The sequence below is a fragment of the Kaistia algarum genome (genome assembly GCF_026343945.1).
Lineage (GTDB): Bacteria > Pseudomonadota > Alphaproteobacteria > Rhizobiales > Kaistiaceae > Kaistia > Kaistia algarum.
In genome coordinates this window covers 672,941-688,860 of the sequence record NZ_JAPKNJ010000001.1, presented here as the reverse complement: position 1 = coordinate 688,860, position 15,920 = coordinate 672,941, and the positions used below count along the sequence as shown (strand labels likewise).

At 65.4% G+C, this 15,920-nt stretch carries 13 protein-coding genes; 4 read left to right on the top strand and 9 right to left on the bottom strand.

Annotation, left to right across the window (positions count from 1 at the left end):
- Positions 1–18 precede the first annotated feature (18 nt).
- The 4 genes from OSH05_RS03510 (at position 19) to OSH05_RS03495 (ending at position 4,189) form a co-directional block, all read left to right on the top strand.
- A complete protein-coding gene (locus OSH05_RS03510) occupies positions 19–1,329 on the top strand; it encodes an NAD(P)/FAD-dependent oxidoreductase (RefSeq protein ID WP_104217553.1) in 1,311 nt (436 codons plus the stop codon).
- Between the two features lie 173 nt (positions 1,330–1,502).
- On the top strand, positions 1,503–2,363 hold the full coding sequence (locus OSH05_RS03505; RefSeq protein ID WP_104217554.1) for an ABC transporter substrate-binding protein: 861 nt from the start codon (positions 1,503–1,505) through the stop codon (positions 2,361–2,363).
- Between the two features lie 81 nt (positions 2,364–2,444).
- Positions 2,445–3,389 carry an amino acid ABC transporter permease gene (locus OSH05_RS03500; RefSeq protein WP_104217555.1) on the top strand — a complete coding sequence of 315 codons (945 nt, stop codon included), beginning with the start codon at positions 2,445–2,447 and terminating at the stop codon, positions 3,387–3,389.
- Between the two features lie 47 nt (positions 3,390–3,436).
- Positions 3,437–4,189 (top strand): amino acid ABC transporter ATP-binding protein, encoded by a 753-nt coding sequence (locus tag OSH05_RS03495; RefSeq protein ID WP_165801477.1) that lies wholly within the window; start codon positions 3,437–3,439, stop codon positions 4,187–4,189.
- Positions 4,190–4,367: 178 nt separating this feature from the next.
- On the opposite strand, the gene OSH05_RS03490 is transcribed toward OSH05_RS03495, so the two are convergent.
- The 9 genes from OSH05_RS03490 to OSH05_RS03450 all read right to left on the bottom strand — a co-directional run bounded on the left by OSH05_RS03490 (position 4,368) and on the right by OSH05_RS03450 (position 15,904).
- Entirely contained in the window at positions 4,368–5,480 is a 1,113-nt protein-coding gene (locus OSH05_RS03490) for a hypothetical protein (RefSeq protein WP_266352038.1), read from the bottom strand.
- A 271-nt stretch (positions 5,481–5,751) separates the two neighbouring features.
- Positions 5,752–6,990: a metal-dependent hydrolase family protein gene (locus OSH05_RS03485; RefSeq protein ID WP_104217557.1), complete on the bottom strand. Its 1,239-nt coding sequence runs from the start codon at positions 6,988–6,990 to the stop codon at positions 5,752–5,754.
- A gap of 130 nt (positions 6,991–7,120) precedes the next feature.
- Positions 7,121–10,090: an FAD-dependent oxidoreductase gene (locus tag OSH05_RS03480; protein ID WP_104217558.1), complete on the bottom strand. Its 2,970-nt coding sequence runs from the start codon at positions 10,088–10,090 to the stop codon at positions 7,121–7,123.
- Positions 10,091–10,092: 2 nt separating this feature from the next.
- Complete coding sequence (locus OSH05_RS03475) at positions 10,093–10,989, bottom strand: dihydrodipicolinate synthase family protein (protein WP_207778688.1); 897 nt, start codon at positions 10,987–10,989, stop codon at positions 10,093–10,095.
- Position 10,990: 1 nt separating this feature from the next.
- Complete coding sequence (locus OSH05_RS03470) at positions 10,991–12,058, bottom strand: phosphotriesterase family protein (RefSeq protein WP_104217560.1); 1,068 nt, start codon at positions 12,056–12,058, stop codon at positions 10,991–10,993.
- The gene (locus OSH05_RS03465) at positions 12,055–12,849 is read right to left on the bottom strand and encodes an amino acid ABC transporter ATP-binding protein (protein ID WP_323181353.1); all 795 of its coding nucleotides are present in this window, start codon (positions 12,847–12,849) and stop codon (positions 12,055–12,057) included. The genes OSH05_RS03470 and OSH05_RS03465 overlap by 4 nt, the downstream gene beginning before the upstream one ends.
- A complete protein-coding gene (locus tag OSH05_RS03460) occupies positions 12,846–13,589 on the bottom strand; it encodes an amino acid ABC transporter permease (RefSeq protein WP_104217561.1) in 744 nt (247 codons plus the stop codon). The genes OSH05_RS03465 and OSH05_RS03460 overlap by 4 nt, the downstream gene beginning before the upstream one ends.
- Positions 13,590–13,665: 76 nt before the next feature.
- Entirely contained in the window at positions 13,666–14,529 is an 864-nt protein-coding gene (locus OSH05_RS03455) for an ABC transporter substrate-binding protein (RefSeq protein WP_104217562.1), read from the bottom strand.
- Between the two features lie 52 nt (positions 14,530–14,581).
- On the bottom strand, positions 14,582–15,904 hold the full coding sequence (locus OSH05_RS03450; RefSeq protein ID WP_104217563.1) for a M20/M25/M40 family metallo-hydrolase: 1,323 nt from the start codon (positions 15,902–15,904) through the stop codon (positions 14,582–14,584).
- Positions 15,905–15,920 lie beyond the last annotated feature (16 nt).

The window sequence follows — 15,920 nt, the reverse complement described above, 5'->3', positions numbered from 1 at the left end:
CGCCAGAGAGGTTGAAGTTTGGGGCCGCCCGTCGATCCCGTCGGCTCTGCCGACACGCTGCCCGCATCTGCCGATGTCGTCATCGTCGGCGGCGGCATCATTGGTCTCAGCACGGCGCTTTTTCTGGCGCGCGAGGGCCATTCGGTCGTCGTTTGCGAGAAAGGACGTTTTGCCGGCGAGCAATCGAGCCGCAATTGGGGCTGGGTGCGCCGCATGGGCCGCGACCCGCGCGAATTGCCGCTTGTCGTCGAAGCGATGCGCCTTTGGGGCGAGATGGAGCGGATGGTCGGCCGCGATGTCGGCTTCCGCCGCACTGGTATTCTCTATCTGTGCGAGACCGATGCCGACATAGCGCGGCATGAGGCGTGGATGGCTCGCGCCGGGGACTATGCCGTCGACACAAAGATCATTTCCGGCGCGCCGCTGGCCGATCTCCTTCCCGGCGCCACGCGCAGTTTCAAGGCCGCGCTCTATACGGCGAGCGATGGCCGCGCCGAGCCGCAAAAGGCCGCGCCGGCCATCGCCGCCGCCGCGGCGGACGCCGGCGCGGTCCTTCTCGCCGATTGCGCCGTGCGCGGGATCGAAACCAGCGGAGGCCGGATTTCCGCCGTCGTCACGGAGCGCGGAACGATCGCGGCCGGCCATGTCGTCATCGCCGGCGGAATCTGGTCCAGCCGGCTCTGCCGCACCTTAGGGCTGCGCCTGCCGCAGCTTGGCGTCCGCTCGTCGGTGCTGCGCACCGGCCCGGTTCACGGCGGTCCGCTGGGCGCTGCCTGGGGGCCGGGTTTCGCCTATCGCAGACGGCTCGACGGTGGCTACACGATTGCCGATGGCAGCCGGAGTCTGCACGACATCGTTCCCGATAGTTTCCGCTTCCTGGCCGATTTTCTGCCGATATGGAAGCTCGAATGGCGCAGCCTTGGCCTGGCCCTGGGTGCGTCCTTCTTCGCCGAACTGCGGGGCAATTCCAAAGGCGTCTTCGAACGAACACGCGTATTGGATCCAGAACCGCATGTCGCGCAATTGAACCGAACTTATGCAGCGCTGAAGGCGGTCTTTCCTGTCTTCCAGAACGTGCCCGTGTTCCAGCAATGGGCGGGCATCATCGATGCGACGCCCGACGCTGTTCCCGTGATCTCGACGGTCGCCAGCCATCCAGGCCTCGTGATCGCGACGGGCTTTTCAGGCCACGGCTTCGGTATCGGACCGGGGGCAGGGCGCCTCGCCGCCGACCTCGTGACCGGCAAGGCGCCGATCGTCGATCCGCGGCCGTTCCGCTATGAGCGCTTCATCGACGGAACGCGGTCGCAGCCGACGACGGGGGTGTAAGCTATGGTCGTGTCACACGAGACAGTCATCGGCGCGCGTCATCCACTATCTTGTTCCGATCCAGCACCGACCGGCAGAGTGCGGGCCAGATCGCAGAACGCCCTTCCGCCGATGGGTTGGCGCCGAGGGCAGAAGACGACGGACTTCCAGAAACCTTGCAGAGGAGAACGCATATGAACCGGTATTTGAGGCATTGGGCAGGGCTCGGGCTTGCCGTCGGCGTCACCGCATGGAGCTTCGGCGCGATCGCGGCCGATGTTCCGAAATCCCCCGAAGTGGCGGAGACCGGCACGCTGGTGATTGCCAATACGCTCGACTACGCGCCGTTCGAATATCTGGATGCCGACGGCAAGCAGACCGGCATCATCGTCGAACTGGCCGGCGAGGTCGCCAAGCAGGTTGGCGCCAAGCTCGATATCCAACGCACGCCGTTTCCCTCGATGATCCCCGGCCTCGCTTCCGGCCGCTTCAAGATCGCCTGGGAGACGTTCTCAGCCAATCCCGACCGGCTCAAGCAGGTCGATTTCGTCATGTTCCTGAAGGCCGGCATCGCCGCTTCCACCTCGCCGGATAAGGTCGCGTCCTTCACGGGCGATCAGCCGCTCTGCGGCAAGCGCGTCGGTGTATCGGCCGGCACGGCTTCCGACTTCCTCGTCGATAAGCTGAACGAGGCCTGCAAAGCCGCCGGGCTACCGGCGATCGACAAGTCCGTCTTCAACGCCTCGACCGACATGGTGCAGGCGGTCCTTTCCGACCGCATTGACGCGCGCCTCGATGACGCGACCGCGTCAAGCTATTTCGAGGTGACGAGCGGCGGCAAGCTCGTCGTCCTGCCGCAGCTCTATGACGTCGCCCCGCTCGGTCTCGCCGTCGCCAAGGGCGACAAGGGAACCCAGGACATGATGGTCGCGGCGCTCGCCGCCATGTTCAAGGACGGCACCTACCAGAAGGTTCTCGACAAGTACGGCATGGGCAAATACGCGATTCAGGAGCCCTACCTCGTCGACAGCATGGACAAGCTGCGCCAGGAATAGAGTCTCCCGCGTCGGTGTCGGGGGTCCTGCGGCTTCCGGCACCGATCCACTCAATCCTACGTTTCCGGAGAGCCACCGCGGATGAGCATGGCCGAGTCCAATTCGACCGAAGAGCGGCCGGCCGACCTCCCCGTCGAGGAACTCGTCGTCGTGCCCCGGCGGCAATATGGCATATGGGTCGGCGTGGCGCTGGCGCTGCTCTTCGCCTTCCTGCTCTTCCGCGCGCTCGCGACCAATCCGGCCTTCGACTGGGCCGTCGCCTGGGGCTATCTGTTCCATCCCTCGATCATGCGCGGGCTCGGCAACACGCTGCTGCTCACCGTCGTCATCATGGCGTGCGCCATCGTCGTCGGCACGATCGTCGCCATCATGCGCGTCTCGCCGAGCATCGTTCTGCAGAGCTTCGCCAGCGCCTATGTCTGGTTCTTCCGCGGCGTACCGGCGCTGATCCAGCTCATCTTCTGGTTTAACCTGTCGCTGCTTTTCCGTACCGTCTCGCTATCGTTGCCCTTTGTAGGGACTGTGTTCTCGGTGAAGACCAACGACTTCATGACGCCGTTCGTCTCAGCGGTGGTGGCGCTGTCGCTGTGCGAGGCGGGCTATCTGGCCGAGATCATCCGTGCCGGCATCAAATCGGTGCCGAGCGGCCAGTCGGAGGCGGCGAGCGGGCTAGGCATGTCCTATGGCCAGATCCTGCGCCGCATCATCCTGCCGCAGGCGATGCGCTTCATCGTTCCGCCGACCGGCAACGAGGCGACCAGCCTTCTGAAAATGACGTCGCTCGTCACCTTCATCGCGGTCGACGACCTCTTCTATACCGCGCAGAGCATCTATGCCCGCACCTTCGAGACCATCCCGCTGCTGATTGTCGTGGCGTTCTGGTACCTGTTCGTCGTGACGGTGATGTCGATCGGCCAGCATTTCCTCGAGCGTTATTACGGGCGCAGCGACAAATTCAGCGAAAGCCCGGTCGAGCGGATTCTGCGCGGCATCTTCTCCTTCCGCCGTGCCGGAGTGCCGTCATGATGCCGAAGGAAGAAAACCAGAAGCGCTTCGGCGCGGCGCCGGATGCGATGGTGTTCGCGCGCGGTGTACGCAAATCCTACGGGCCGCTGGAGGTGCTGAAAGGCATCGACATGACGGTGCCGGCGGGCTCTGTCGCCTGCATCATCGGGCCGTCCGGCTCGGGCAAGAGCACGTTCCTGCGCTGCATCAACCATCTGGAAAAGCTCTCCGGCGGCATCCTGCTCGTCGATGGCGATTTCGTCGGCTACGATCTTCGCGACGGCAAGCTTTACGAGGTCAAGAACAGCCTGCTCTGCAAGCGGCGCGCCGATATTGGCATGGTGTTCCAGTCGTTCAACCTGTTCTCGCACATGACGGTGATGGAAAATCTGATCGAGGCGCCAACGCGCGTCCGCGGCGTGCCGGTGGCCGAGGCGAGGGCCAAGGCGGCGGTCCTGCTGGAGCGTGTCGGACTTTCCGACAAGCTCGGCCGCTATCCGCGCGAACTCTCCGGCGGCCAGCAGCAACGCGTCGCCATCGCCCGCGCGCTGGCGATGAACCCGAAAGTGCTGCTTTTCGATGAGCCGACCTCGGCGCTGGATCCTGAACTCGTCGGCGAAGTGCTGCAGGTGATGCGCGATCTTGCCGACAGCGGCATGACCATGGTGGTGGTGACGCATGAGATCGGCTTCGCCCGCGAGGTCGGCGACCAGCTTGTCTTCATGGATCAGGGCGTCATCGTCGAACGCGGCGCGCCCCGCGAAATGATTGCCGATCCGCAATCGCCCCGCACCCGCGAGTTCCTGTCGCGCGTCCTCTGACGGTTTTCCGTACGATGCTGCATCACTCGCCCTGGCGAAGGCCAAGGCTTGTCGATCCTAAACAGCGCGAAGGGTGGTCAGGCCAAACCGTGTGAGCCGGCCTGACCACCTTCGAGCGTCGTGGTCAGGTTGTTGGGTCGTCAAGCCGGCCGGTTGCCCGCGCTGGCTTGACCGTCCTCTATGGCAGGTCGGCCAGCGAGGCCGCTCCCGGTCCGGGCGTCACCAGGGTCGGCCACTGATGCGAACCGAACGGCACCTTGGGCGGCAGGAACGTCGTCATGCCTCGCGCCTTGGTCTCGGCGACGATCGAATCGCGCGCATCGCCCCCCATCAATTCGTAGTCCATCAGATGCGGGCTGCCGAAGAAGGTCTCGCCGACGGTTCGGTCGGCGATGATCCGCGTCAGCGAATCCAGCATGTCCTGCGGCGTCGTGGTGAACGAAACCGTTTCGATGAGGATCAGCCGGTCGTTGATGTCCTCCGGGGTGAAGAACTGCGCCAGGACGCTGAAGAGTACATTGTTCTGGCGCGCGACATAGATCGTGTTGCTCGCGGCATAGACCTTGGCCCAATCCGGACCGAGTTGCTGCTTCCAATCGGCTAGCACGCCCATCCAGTGCTTGACCTGCGTGTCCGCGGCCCATCGGATGTTGAGCTTCAGCAGGTTCTTCTGCTTCTGCGCGAATTCCTGCACCGATGCGAAGGAGATGACGTTGGCGGCGATCGACTTGTCGATGAAGTCGATATTCTCCTGGATCAGGGCGCGGTTGTTGGCGCGCCATTCCTCGGGCATCGATGTGGAATCGAGGCTGTCGAGCGCGGCCTTCAGCTGGACGCGATAGCCGAGGACCGGTGCCTGCCAGGACGTGTCGCCGACTTTGCCGATATGCGGCCCGACGACGACGCCCAGCGCCATGACGCTGTGGCCGACGGATTTCAGCAACTGGTAGACTTCGGGAACCGGCGGCCCCTCCAGCGGCGGCTGGCCCGGCCGGTAGAGGATGAAGCGTCCGCCGGCACCGGAGAAGAGCCCGAGGATCACCGGATGCTGTGCGAGGATGCTCGACTGCACGAGCTTTCCGGCGCTGTCATAGAGCGTGAACATGCCTGTGTTCAGCGCGAGAACGTTCTGCTTCGCGGTATCGGCGGGCGTCGGCACGGTAGCGCCGACGATGACGTCCATATAGGCAGGAACGTCGGACTGGGCCCACGCGCCGGTTGGAGCGGAAAGCGCGGTGAAAGCCAATAGAGTCGATACTATCAACGCCCGACCGCCGCGATATATTTTCATGATCCGTTTTTCTCCCTGATTCTTGAACTTATTGTCTGAAGTTGATTTCAGTTACAGTAAGGACCCTCAATCTACCAGCATGCCTTTAATTTTCTGAAGCGAGATTTTGGAAATTTGAAAGGACTCGATATTCAAACCGGACAATAGTCACGCGAGCGCGCCGCAACATTGATGCGCCAAAACTGTTCTGTTCCTTTTCAGAACAGGGACGAGGCGCATCGGGTCCAATTGGCAGGATCTCGGCCGCTGCGATCGCCGCCGTGCTTCTGGCTCAGTGGCCGAAAAGACCGTAGTCGTCCCGGACGGCGCGTCCGGCCTGCAGGACTGCGGCGACACGGCTCGCATGCTGCGAGAAGCATTCCAGCCCATCGAGCGGGTTGGCGTCGACGACGATCAGATCGGCATGGGCGCCGGCCGCGATCTCGCCTACCAGCCCCTCCATGCGCACGATCTTCGCATTGTTGATTGTCGCATGGCGCAGCGCCTCGGCCGGCCCGCACACCTTTTGGTGGATGAGCAATCCGTCGGCTTGGTAGCTCTTGGGCGACCAGCACAGATCTGTGCCATAGCCGACATTGACGCGATTGCCGAGCGCGACCTCCAGCGATTTGAGCCCGCTCGCCATTACCTCCGCATTCTTTTCCTGGTTCTCCTCCGACCAGCCGAAGCCCATTCCGTATTTGGCGTCCGCCTCATAGGTGATGAGCGTCGGCACCAGATGGGCGTCGCGGTCGCGCATCAGCTTCGCGGTCTCGTCGGTCAGGAAATTGCCATGCTCGATCGATCGAACGCCCGAGCCCACGGCGCGGCGGATGCCGATGTCGCTATAGACATGGGCCATGACATAGCGTCCGGCACGGTCCGCCTCGTCGGCGATCGCGGCGATCTCCTCCAGCGAATATTGCGGATGCACCAGCTTGTCGCCCGGGGAGGAGACGCCGCCGCCGGCCATGATCTTGATCTGGTCGCAGCCCTGGCGGATGTTCTCGCGCGCCGCCTTGCGCACTTCATCGATACCATCGGCGATGATGCCGACTCCGCCTAGAGCGGCGCTGCAATTGCAGGTTTCGGCACGGCCGCGATGGTCGCCATGCCCGCCGGTCTGCGACAGGATGCGGCCGGAGACGAACATGCGTGGCCCTTGGAACAGCCCCTTCTCGATGGCCGCCTTGTGCCCATAGTCGGCGCCGCCCGCGTCGCGAATGGTCGTGAAGCCGCGATGCAGCATGCCGATGAGATGCTGCCCCGCGCGGGCCGTCATCTCGGAAGGCAGGATCGTGCGCCCATCGTTGAACTGACCGATGAACACGTGCGCGTGGCAGTCGATCAGGCCGGGCGATAAGTAGCGGCCGCCGAGCGGGATGCGCCTCAGCGCCGGATCGAGCAGCCTTTCCTCGGTGATGGCGACGATCTTGCCGCTGCCGATGGTCACAGCCCGGTCTCGCAGGATCCTGCCGGCGACGACGTCGACTACATGGACCCCGGTCAGGGCATAATCAGGATTTGGCATCGGTCTCCACCCTCATCGTTTCTATCCTCGCGCGGGCAGACGGAGCTGCCACGCCATATCTCGTCGAGCCTCGCATCCTGCCTGCCTGTGCGGGAAATCTTGCTGACGCGGATCCGACGAGACACCACAGTCATGCCGGCGCCGTCTGAAACCGCGCCAGCGTGAATCCATCGATCGCCTGTCTCCCCGGCCTGCCCAGCACGCAGTCCGCCGTGATCTGACCCAGCAACGGTCCAAGCGTATAGCCATTGGCCGAGGCGGCTATGAACAGGCCCGGCATGCCAGGCACCTCCCCAAGAAGCGGCGCGCCGTCGATATTGACATTCATGGCCGCCCAGCTCCTCAGGAGATGCAACCCGGCGAGGCTGGGCACCGTGCGTTCCGCCACCCACAGATTGCCCTCGATGCTTGAGCGGAAGATGCGCGCATAGCCGGTGGCTGGATCCGTGCCCGCTGTCCAGGCGCCGCCGATGATCAAATTGCCATTCGTCGACTGCTTCATGGTCAGATGCCGATCGGCATGGGCGACGAGCTGCTTCAGGATCGGCCGCGTCGGCTCGGTCACCAGCATCTGCAGCGGCGCACCGGAGATGGGCAGTTCGACGCCGACCATGCGCCCGAGATGACGGGACCAGCCGCCGGCGGCTATCACGACACGGCGCGCACGGATTGTTGTGTCGTTCGTGGTGACAGCGTAGGCGCCCGCTTCAGGCTGGATCGCGACTACGTTCTGGCCAGCCGCGAAGCGCACGCCCCGGCGCTGTGCTTCCGCGACGAGGGCCGGCGTCGCCTTCATCGGGTTTATCTTGCCTTCCTGGGGACAGTAGGACGCGACGACCATGCAGTCAGAAATCTGCGGCGCCAGTGCTTCGATCTCCGAGCGGCCGATCACCTCGACCTCGATGCCCATGCTCCTCTCGGCTTCGACCTTCTGGCGCAGAAACGCAGTCTGATCGCTGTTCTCAGCGACCATCAGGCCGCCGGTTGTGGCAATCTCGAAATCGCCGCCAAGTTCGCTCTCAAGCGTCTTCCAGAGCGCCACGGCATCCCGTTGCAGCGGGATCGTGCGCAGCGCCGGGCTGCCGCCGGCCATGGCCTTCCGGCCGAAGTCCCAGGAGAGCAACTGCACATGCAGGCTGCCAGCATTGCCGCCGGACGCCTGGCTGTTCGGCGCGGCGCGGTCGATTACGACCGTTTCGATGCCCGCTTCCGCTGCGAACAGGGCTGTCGACGTGCCGATGATGCCAGCGCCGATGACGAGCAGGTCGATTTCGCGCGGAATCGGATCGGGCGGCGGCATGTGTGACGGCGCAAGCCGCGTCTCGACCTCGCGATGACCGCCCCATTCCGCTTTTTCGCGTTCGAGAAGAATGGCCGGCACCGGCTTTTCCGGCGCCTGTGGCGCGAAGAGATCGGCGGCGGTCGCATCATCGGAAAGATTGCCGCCGCGCAGCAGCTTCAAGGCCGCGCCAGCGCAGTACCGGCCCTGGCAGCCGCCCATGCCGAGGCGGGTCTGTCGCTTCAGGCTGCCGAGATCGGTCACGCCGCTGTCCCGGAGGCCGCGGATCGTGCCGGCGGTGACATTTTCGCAGCGGCAGACGAGAGTCGCATCCCCTGGTGCCGGTGCCGACGGCGCTTCGAACAGCCGCCAGAGATGGTGCTGGAAGCGAACCGCCCGCGCCCGGCGATGACGCGCGGCCGCCGCCGCGGCGGCGCTACTGCCATCGGAACGCCCCGCCGCCTTAAGGATGGCAGCGGCCGCGACGATACCCGCAGCCTCGGCGATGACGCTGCCGCCAATGCCGCCGGCATCGCCGGCGACCCATAGGTTGCCGGTGCCGGCCCGCCCGTCTTCGGCAAGAACGGGGGTGGCAAAGCCTGTGCGCGCGTCGACCGTGACGGGGCAGCCGAGCATGCGCAGCAGACCCGTCGACGGCAGAAAGCCATAACCGAGGCAGACGGCGTCGACATCAAACATGCGGGTCGGATCATCCGTTGCGCCCGGCATGGCGCCCGTGGGCGCCGCGATGGCTCGCGCCACTTGTACCTCGCCCTCCAGCGCGACGATGCGCGTGCCCTGATGCAGCGCGATGCCTGCTTTCGCGAGCCCCAGGCGCAGCCGCGCCCCGGCCAAAGCGAGCCGAGGATCGGCGGCCATCATGCCGAGCAGGGCCGCGGCTCGTCGCGGGCTCGATGGTGTCCCGCTCTCCAGCACGGCGACGACATGGCCGCCGCCCCGCGCGATCTCCAGCGCGAGCTGCCAGTTGAGCGGCCCGTTGCCGGCGACCAGAACGCGCGTTCCCGGTGCCACGCGATAGGCTCGGGCGAGCGTCTGCGCCGCGCCGGTGGTCATCACCCCCGGCAGCGTCCATCCGGGTACCGGCCAGGGTCGCTCGTAGGCGCCCGTCGCGACCAGAATGGCGTTCGCCCGCAGCACATAGGCCCCTCCGGGCGCTTGGATGCCGAGTTCAACGCCGTCGGGGGTGGTCGTTGCCTGCCAGACAGTCTGACCCGATCGGATCTCGGCGCCGCTGGCGAGGACTTCCTGGACGAGCCTGCGACCGGCGGCAAACTGAGCGTCCTCGCCGCCGCGTCGAAAGCGATGCGACGGGGCCAGCGGCTTGAAATATTGTCCGCCGGGCTGCGGGCGCTCGTCGATCAGGATCGCGCGCAGACCGTTCCCGGCGAGCAGGCGCGCGGCCGAAAGTCCCGCCGGACCGGCACCGATGATGACGATGTCGCAGGTTTCAACGGGCATTTCGGCCTCGGGCCGGCTGCCGAGCGCGCTCAAGGACGCTGTCGCCGGATCATGCCGGCGGACATTCATGCCGGCCTCTACCTTCACCATGCAGGCGCGCTGGCCGCCGCGTCCGTCGATCTCGACCAGACATTCCTGGCACACGCCCATGCCGCAGAAGACGCCGCGCCGCTCGGCCGGACCTGCCTGGCGAAGACCCGTCTCACCCGCTGCCGTCAATGCGGCGGCGACTGTCTCGCCGGCTCTTGCAGGTACGGCAGCGCCTTCAAATCTAAACGCAATCGTTTCGCCAGCCGGCTCGATGGCAGGTCCGCCGAGTCGCCGGTTGGCCGCCTCGGCCAAGGTCAGGTAGCCCTGCCGATCACGACGCCCGCTTTCGCCAGGGCCTCGGCGACGACCGGCAGTTCCGCCGAGGGAAGCGGCAGGCGAGGGGGGCGTGGGTCGCCGACGGAGCGTCCCATCATGGCGAGTGCCGCCTTGGTGCCGGAGACATAGCGATGGCCGGCGACGAGGCGGATGACAGGCAGCATCCGGTGATAGAGCGCCTTCGCACCGTCATAGTCCCGGTGATCGGCCCAGAGCGAGAACAGCTGCGCCATTTCCTTCGGCATGATGTTGGAGCCGACCGCGATCCAGCCCGCCGCACCCTCCAGGAACGATTCGAAGCCCATGATGCCACCGAAAACGGTCATGCGGTCGCCGCAGAATTCGAGGATGTCGCGGATGCGCGTCACATCCATCGTCGATTCCTTGATGTAGCGGACATTGTCGATCCGGCTCAGCCGTTCGACGATCCGCGGGGTCAGGTCGACATTGGCGGTCGCGGGGTTGTTGTAGATCATGATCGGCAAGCCGATCGCGGCGCCGATGCGCCGATAGTGCTCGAACAACTCGTCCTCGGTCGGCGTCGAATAGAAGGGCGGGATGATCATCACGCCGTCGGCGCCAAGCGACTCCGCCTGCCGCGAATAGCGGATCACGTCGTCGGTCGATTCCGCGCCGGTGCCGATGAGGACCGGCACGCGGCCCGCGGCCTTGCGGATCACGGTTTCGGCGACGGCGGCGCGCTCGTCGTCGGTCATCGAGAGGAACTCGCCCGTCGAGCCGAGCGGCACCAGGCCGTGAATGCCCTCGGTGATCTGCCAGTCGACAAAGTTCGCCGTCGCCGCGAGATCGACCCTGCCCTCGGTGTCGAAGGGCGTGATCATGACGGTGTAGGTCCCACGAAATTCTTTGGTCACCTTAGCTTTCCTGTAAGGGTGCCGGATCCGCGAACGCGAGGTGGCGCAGCGGATTGCGGCGGAGCAATTGGTCGATATCGGTTTCGGCGAGGCCGGCCCGGCGCATGAGAGCGGGCCCGTTTCTGAGAAGATGACCATAACCGTGCCCGCCCCAGCGCGTCATCCGCGTGCAGGTACAGACGTCGTGGCTGACGAGGATGCGGGAGCCGAAGCCCTCGGCGGTCAGGTCGCGGATGAGGGCGAGGCGCTGCAGATCGGTCGGAAGTTCGATGTCGCCGAACCAGTAATGCGACTGCTCGATGCCGAAGAAGTCCCATTCGACGTTGACGCCCGTCGCCAGCAATTCGCGCACCCTCTCGCCGCCGGGAAAGGTCCGGTCCATGTGGCAGATGACGACGCGGCGAAGATCGGCTCCGGCCTCGGCGAGGATGGCCGCGATCTCGAAAGGCGCATCGGGATGGCGACCGGGATGGACGCTGATGGCTGCCCCGGTGATCCGGCTCGCCCGCGCCGCCGCCTGGAGTGCGCGCCGCTCGAACGGGCGCAGCGGCCAGGAGCAGCCGATCTCGCCAATGAGCCCGGCTCTCACGGTCGTTCCGTCGAGGCCGGCCTCGACCTCGCGCACGAAGCGCGCCGTCAGCGCTGCGAGGTCGAGACTCAGCGTCTCCTCGTCGAGATAGTCGGCGCAATAGGTGCCGGCGGAAGCGACGACGTGCACGCCGGAGGCATCCGACGCCTGTCTCAGGCCTTCCGGATCGCGCGCGAGACCGCCGGTCGACTGATCGACCAGAAGGTCGCCGCCATCGGCACGAAAGGCGATCAGCTCCGCCGCGGCGACGCCGGGATCGGTCTGACGGGCATTGTTCCGATTTTCGTTGGAGCGATAGTCGATCTGCCAGCGGTTCTCCGGCGTGATCGGCGGGTCGGTGACGCTGCCACGGTTCGCCGGGAGCACCAGGTCGAACAATAGATGCTCGTGGAAAGCGACGCGGCCGATCGCCGCCGCCGCCATGTCACCGCGCACCGTTCGGACGCGGCCAGTCGGCTCGCCGTCGCTTGCCGGGTTCATGGCAGCACCTTGGACAGGAATTGCCGGGCGGCCTCGCTCTTCGGGGCATTGAAGAACAGGTCAGGCGTGGCGTTCTCGACGATCTCGCCTTCGTGCATCAACACGATCCGGTCGGCGGCGGCCCGGGCGAAGCCCAGTTCATGCGTCACGACGATCATGGTCATGCCGTTTTCCGACAGGTCCGTCATCACGTTGAGCACCTCGCGGATCATCTCGGGATCGAGCGCCGAGGTCGGCTCGTCGAACAGAAGCGCCTTCGGTCGCATCGCCAGCGCCCGCGCGATGGCGACGCGCTGCTGCTGGCCGCCCGAAAGTTGGCGCGGATAGGCACTCTCCTTCTCCGGCAATCCAACCCGCTGCAGCAACTCCCGCGCATAGGCGACGGCCCCGGCGCGCGCCTCGCCGCGGACATGGATCGGCGCGGCCGTGATGTTGTCGAGTACCGTCAGGTGCGGGAAGAGATTGAACTGCTGGAAGACCATGCCGAGATCCCGGCGTTGACGGGCAACTTCCGCTTCCTTGAGTGGAATCAGCCTGCCCGCCACCTCCCGATAGCCGATCAATTCGCCATCGGCATAGATGCGACCGGCATCTATGGTCTCGAGATTGTTCATGCAGCGCAGCAGCGTGCTCTTGCCGCTGCCGGAGCGGCCGGCGATGACGACGACCTCTCCCGCCCCGACGGTCAAGGAGATATCGCGCAGCACCGGATTGCCATGGAAGGATTTGCGGACGTTCTCGACCCGGATCAGGCCATCGCCGCCGGTCATGTCGGCTGGGGTCGGTGTCATCGCGCCGGCCCTCCCGTCATCTCGCCGTCCAGCGCGGCAGCACCGGTCGCAGGCGGGGCCATCGCGGCGCCGAACGGCTTCTCGTATTGCGCTTCGATACGCTTTTGCACGAGCCCCCAGGCCGATGTCATCAGGAGATAGTAGATCGCCGCGACAATATAGACTTCCAGCACGCGGAACTCGATCTGCGCCAGTTGCTGGGCGTGTCGGAGCAACTCCTCCATCGAGATGACCGATACCAGGGACGATGTCTTGAGCATGCCGAGAAACTGATTGCCGAGCGGCGGAATGATGATCCGCGTCGCCTGCGGCATGATCACGATCCGCATCATCTTCCAGAACGTCATGCCGAGGGCGCGCGCTGCATCGTTCTGGCCGCGGTCGACGGAGAGGATGCCCGCCCGCATGATCTCGGCGAAATAGGCCCCCTCATTCAGCGCCAGTCCGATGATGGCCGATTCGACGACGCTGAAGCGGATGCCGATCTGCGGCAGTCCCGCATAGATGATCACCAGTTGGACTAGAAGCGGCGTGCCGCGCCACAACCAGATGTAGAACTGTGCGATCGCGCGCAGCGCTCGGTGCCGCGACATCTTCATGAGCGCGGCGCCAAGCCCGAGCCCGATGCCGATCGCCATCGAAACGACGCTGAGCCAGACGGTCGTCCAGGCACCCTCGAGCAGATAGGGGCTTACGAGGAACTCGAAGAATGCGCTCCAGCTCCATGCCAACGTCGCCATCTCCGATCACGCAAAAAAGGGGGGAGCGGCGCGCGAGCCGGGTTGATCGGCCCGCGCGCCGGGGAAACGAAAGCCGTCAGGGCTTGAAGTAATAGGCGAACGTGCCCTTCCACTGCGGCCAGGCGTCGATCTTGGTCGCGCCCGTCTTGTCCATCAGCTTCGCGTAGGTACCGTCCGCCAGCATGGCGTTCAGCGCGCCGACAACCGCCTCGGCCAATGCCGGCTCGATGGTGGCGAAGGCGCCCGGGCTGCCTGGATAGAGGCCGGTGACCGCCATCGTGAACTTGCCCTGCTCCTGGTAATATTTGCCGACCGAGTCACCCGCGAATACCGCCGCGATCTGGCCTGCGCCCAGAGCGAGGAACGTGTCGCCATAGGTGTTGAAGACGCGGATATCCATGGCCGGCTTGCCGGCCTTCACCTGCTCGTCGTTGATCTCGCGCAGCTTCTTTTCCTCGAAGCCGCCGATCTCGACGCCGACCACCTTGCCGGCCAGGTCCTCGGCCGACTTGACGCCGAGCGGGTTGCCGTCGGCGACGATGAGTGCCAGCGCATCGACCTGATAGGGCACCAGCTGCATGATCTTGACCCGGTCCTCGTTGTAATAGAGGCCGGTATTGATCATGTCCCAGCGCTTGGTCTGCAGGCCGGGGATCTGCACCTCGAAGCTCACATTCTGGAACACCGGCTCGAGGCAAAGCCGCTTCGCGATCTCGTTGCCGAGATCGACATTGAGGCCCACGAGCTTGCCGTCCTTGTCGACATATTGGGTCGGCGGGATGGTGGCGTTGATCGACATCACCAGCTTGCCGGGCTGTGACAAGGGCAGGCCCGACGGACAGTCGGCCGCTTGCGCTAGCGACGGCAAGGCCGCGGCCAGCAGCGTGCCGAACGACGCAATAGCGCCGAACGCTAGCTTCCTCAGGGTCGGTTTCGTCATGCTGGGAACTCCTGTTGCCGATGGGATAGGCTGGATCAATGGCTATGCGGGGTCATTTCGGGGGATCGGTCGGACCGGCTCCGCACCAGGCGATGATGCTGGCCGCCGTCACCTTGACGGTGCGGAGATAGTCCTCGACATCGACCCATTCGTCGTGCCGGCCCGTCTGGGTAAGGTCGCCGCAGAGCGGGCCGAGGCCGACGGTGGGAATGCCTTTCTGGACGAGCGGATTGCGGATGTCGCTCGATGTGTGCATCGCATTGACATGCGGCGTGGTGCCGGAAACGGCTTGGATCGCGGCGCTCACGCTGACATAGAGCGGATGGGTGGCGGGAACTTCGGTGCCGGTAACCCCCGACAGCCAGCGCAGGGTTGGGCGGTTCTCGCGCAAGAACGGATCCGCCGCGATGACCGCTTCGAGCGCGGCCTCGACCTCGGCCTGGACGGCGTCGAGCGTCTCGGGCGGCGGAAACGAGATCGCTCCGGTGAAGCTCAGCCGGGTCGGCACCCGCGTCGATTCACCCGGCTCGCCGAATTTCAGGGCGGAGATGAGGATATTGGTGGAGCGACCGACGGCGGCGTCGAGCAGCGGGTGGCGGATGCGGGTCGCGCGCTCGGCGTCGAGCGCCCGCAGCGCATCGATCAGCAACTTGGCCTTACCGAAGGGATGGATGGCCAGATGGGCGAAGGCCGTATGGCCCGGCTCGGTCGTGTCGGGCGAGCGTCCCATCACGTCGACCGTGAAGATCAACTGCCCGGATGCCAGCGCCTTGATCTCCTGCATACCAACGCCCGACTCGGCCGGATGCAGATAGATCGCGCCATCCGCGCCCCAGCCATGATGCAGCACTGCCGCCACGCCGCGGGCATGGCGCTTGCTGGGCGTGCTGGCGATCACCACGTCGCCGGAGAGGGCGATTCCGGCCTTGCGGATCGCCTCCATCGCCGAGATGCCGGCGGCCACCCCGGCCAGATCGTCGGCCACGCCCCAGCCATGGAGGCGCCCGCCATCGATTGCGCCGGCGAACGGGTCATGCTGCCATGTTGATACGTCGCCGATGGGCTCTCCGTCGGGATGGGCAAACAGGATCAGGCTGCGCCCGGTCGAGACTCCCTCAAACGTTCCGACGACGCTGGTGCGCTCGCCATGGACGATCGTGCTTTCCGATGCGAATTCCTGCACAACCGGAACCTGCGACGGCTCGTAATGCAGCTCGTCGACGCGCGCGCCGAGGGCGGCCAGCCGGGCGGCGACGGCGGCCTGCACGGCAGCTTCGCCCTGCGGCTGCAGGCGGATTAGCGTCTGCAGGAAGCCGATGACGCCGTCAGGGTCGTTGTCGATGCCGTTGAGCGCCGCCTGCGTGGCCGAATCCATCGATAATGCCCTTCAA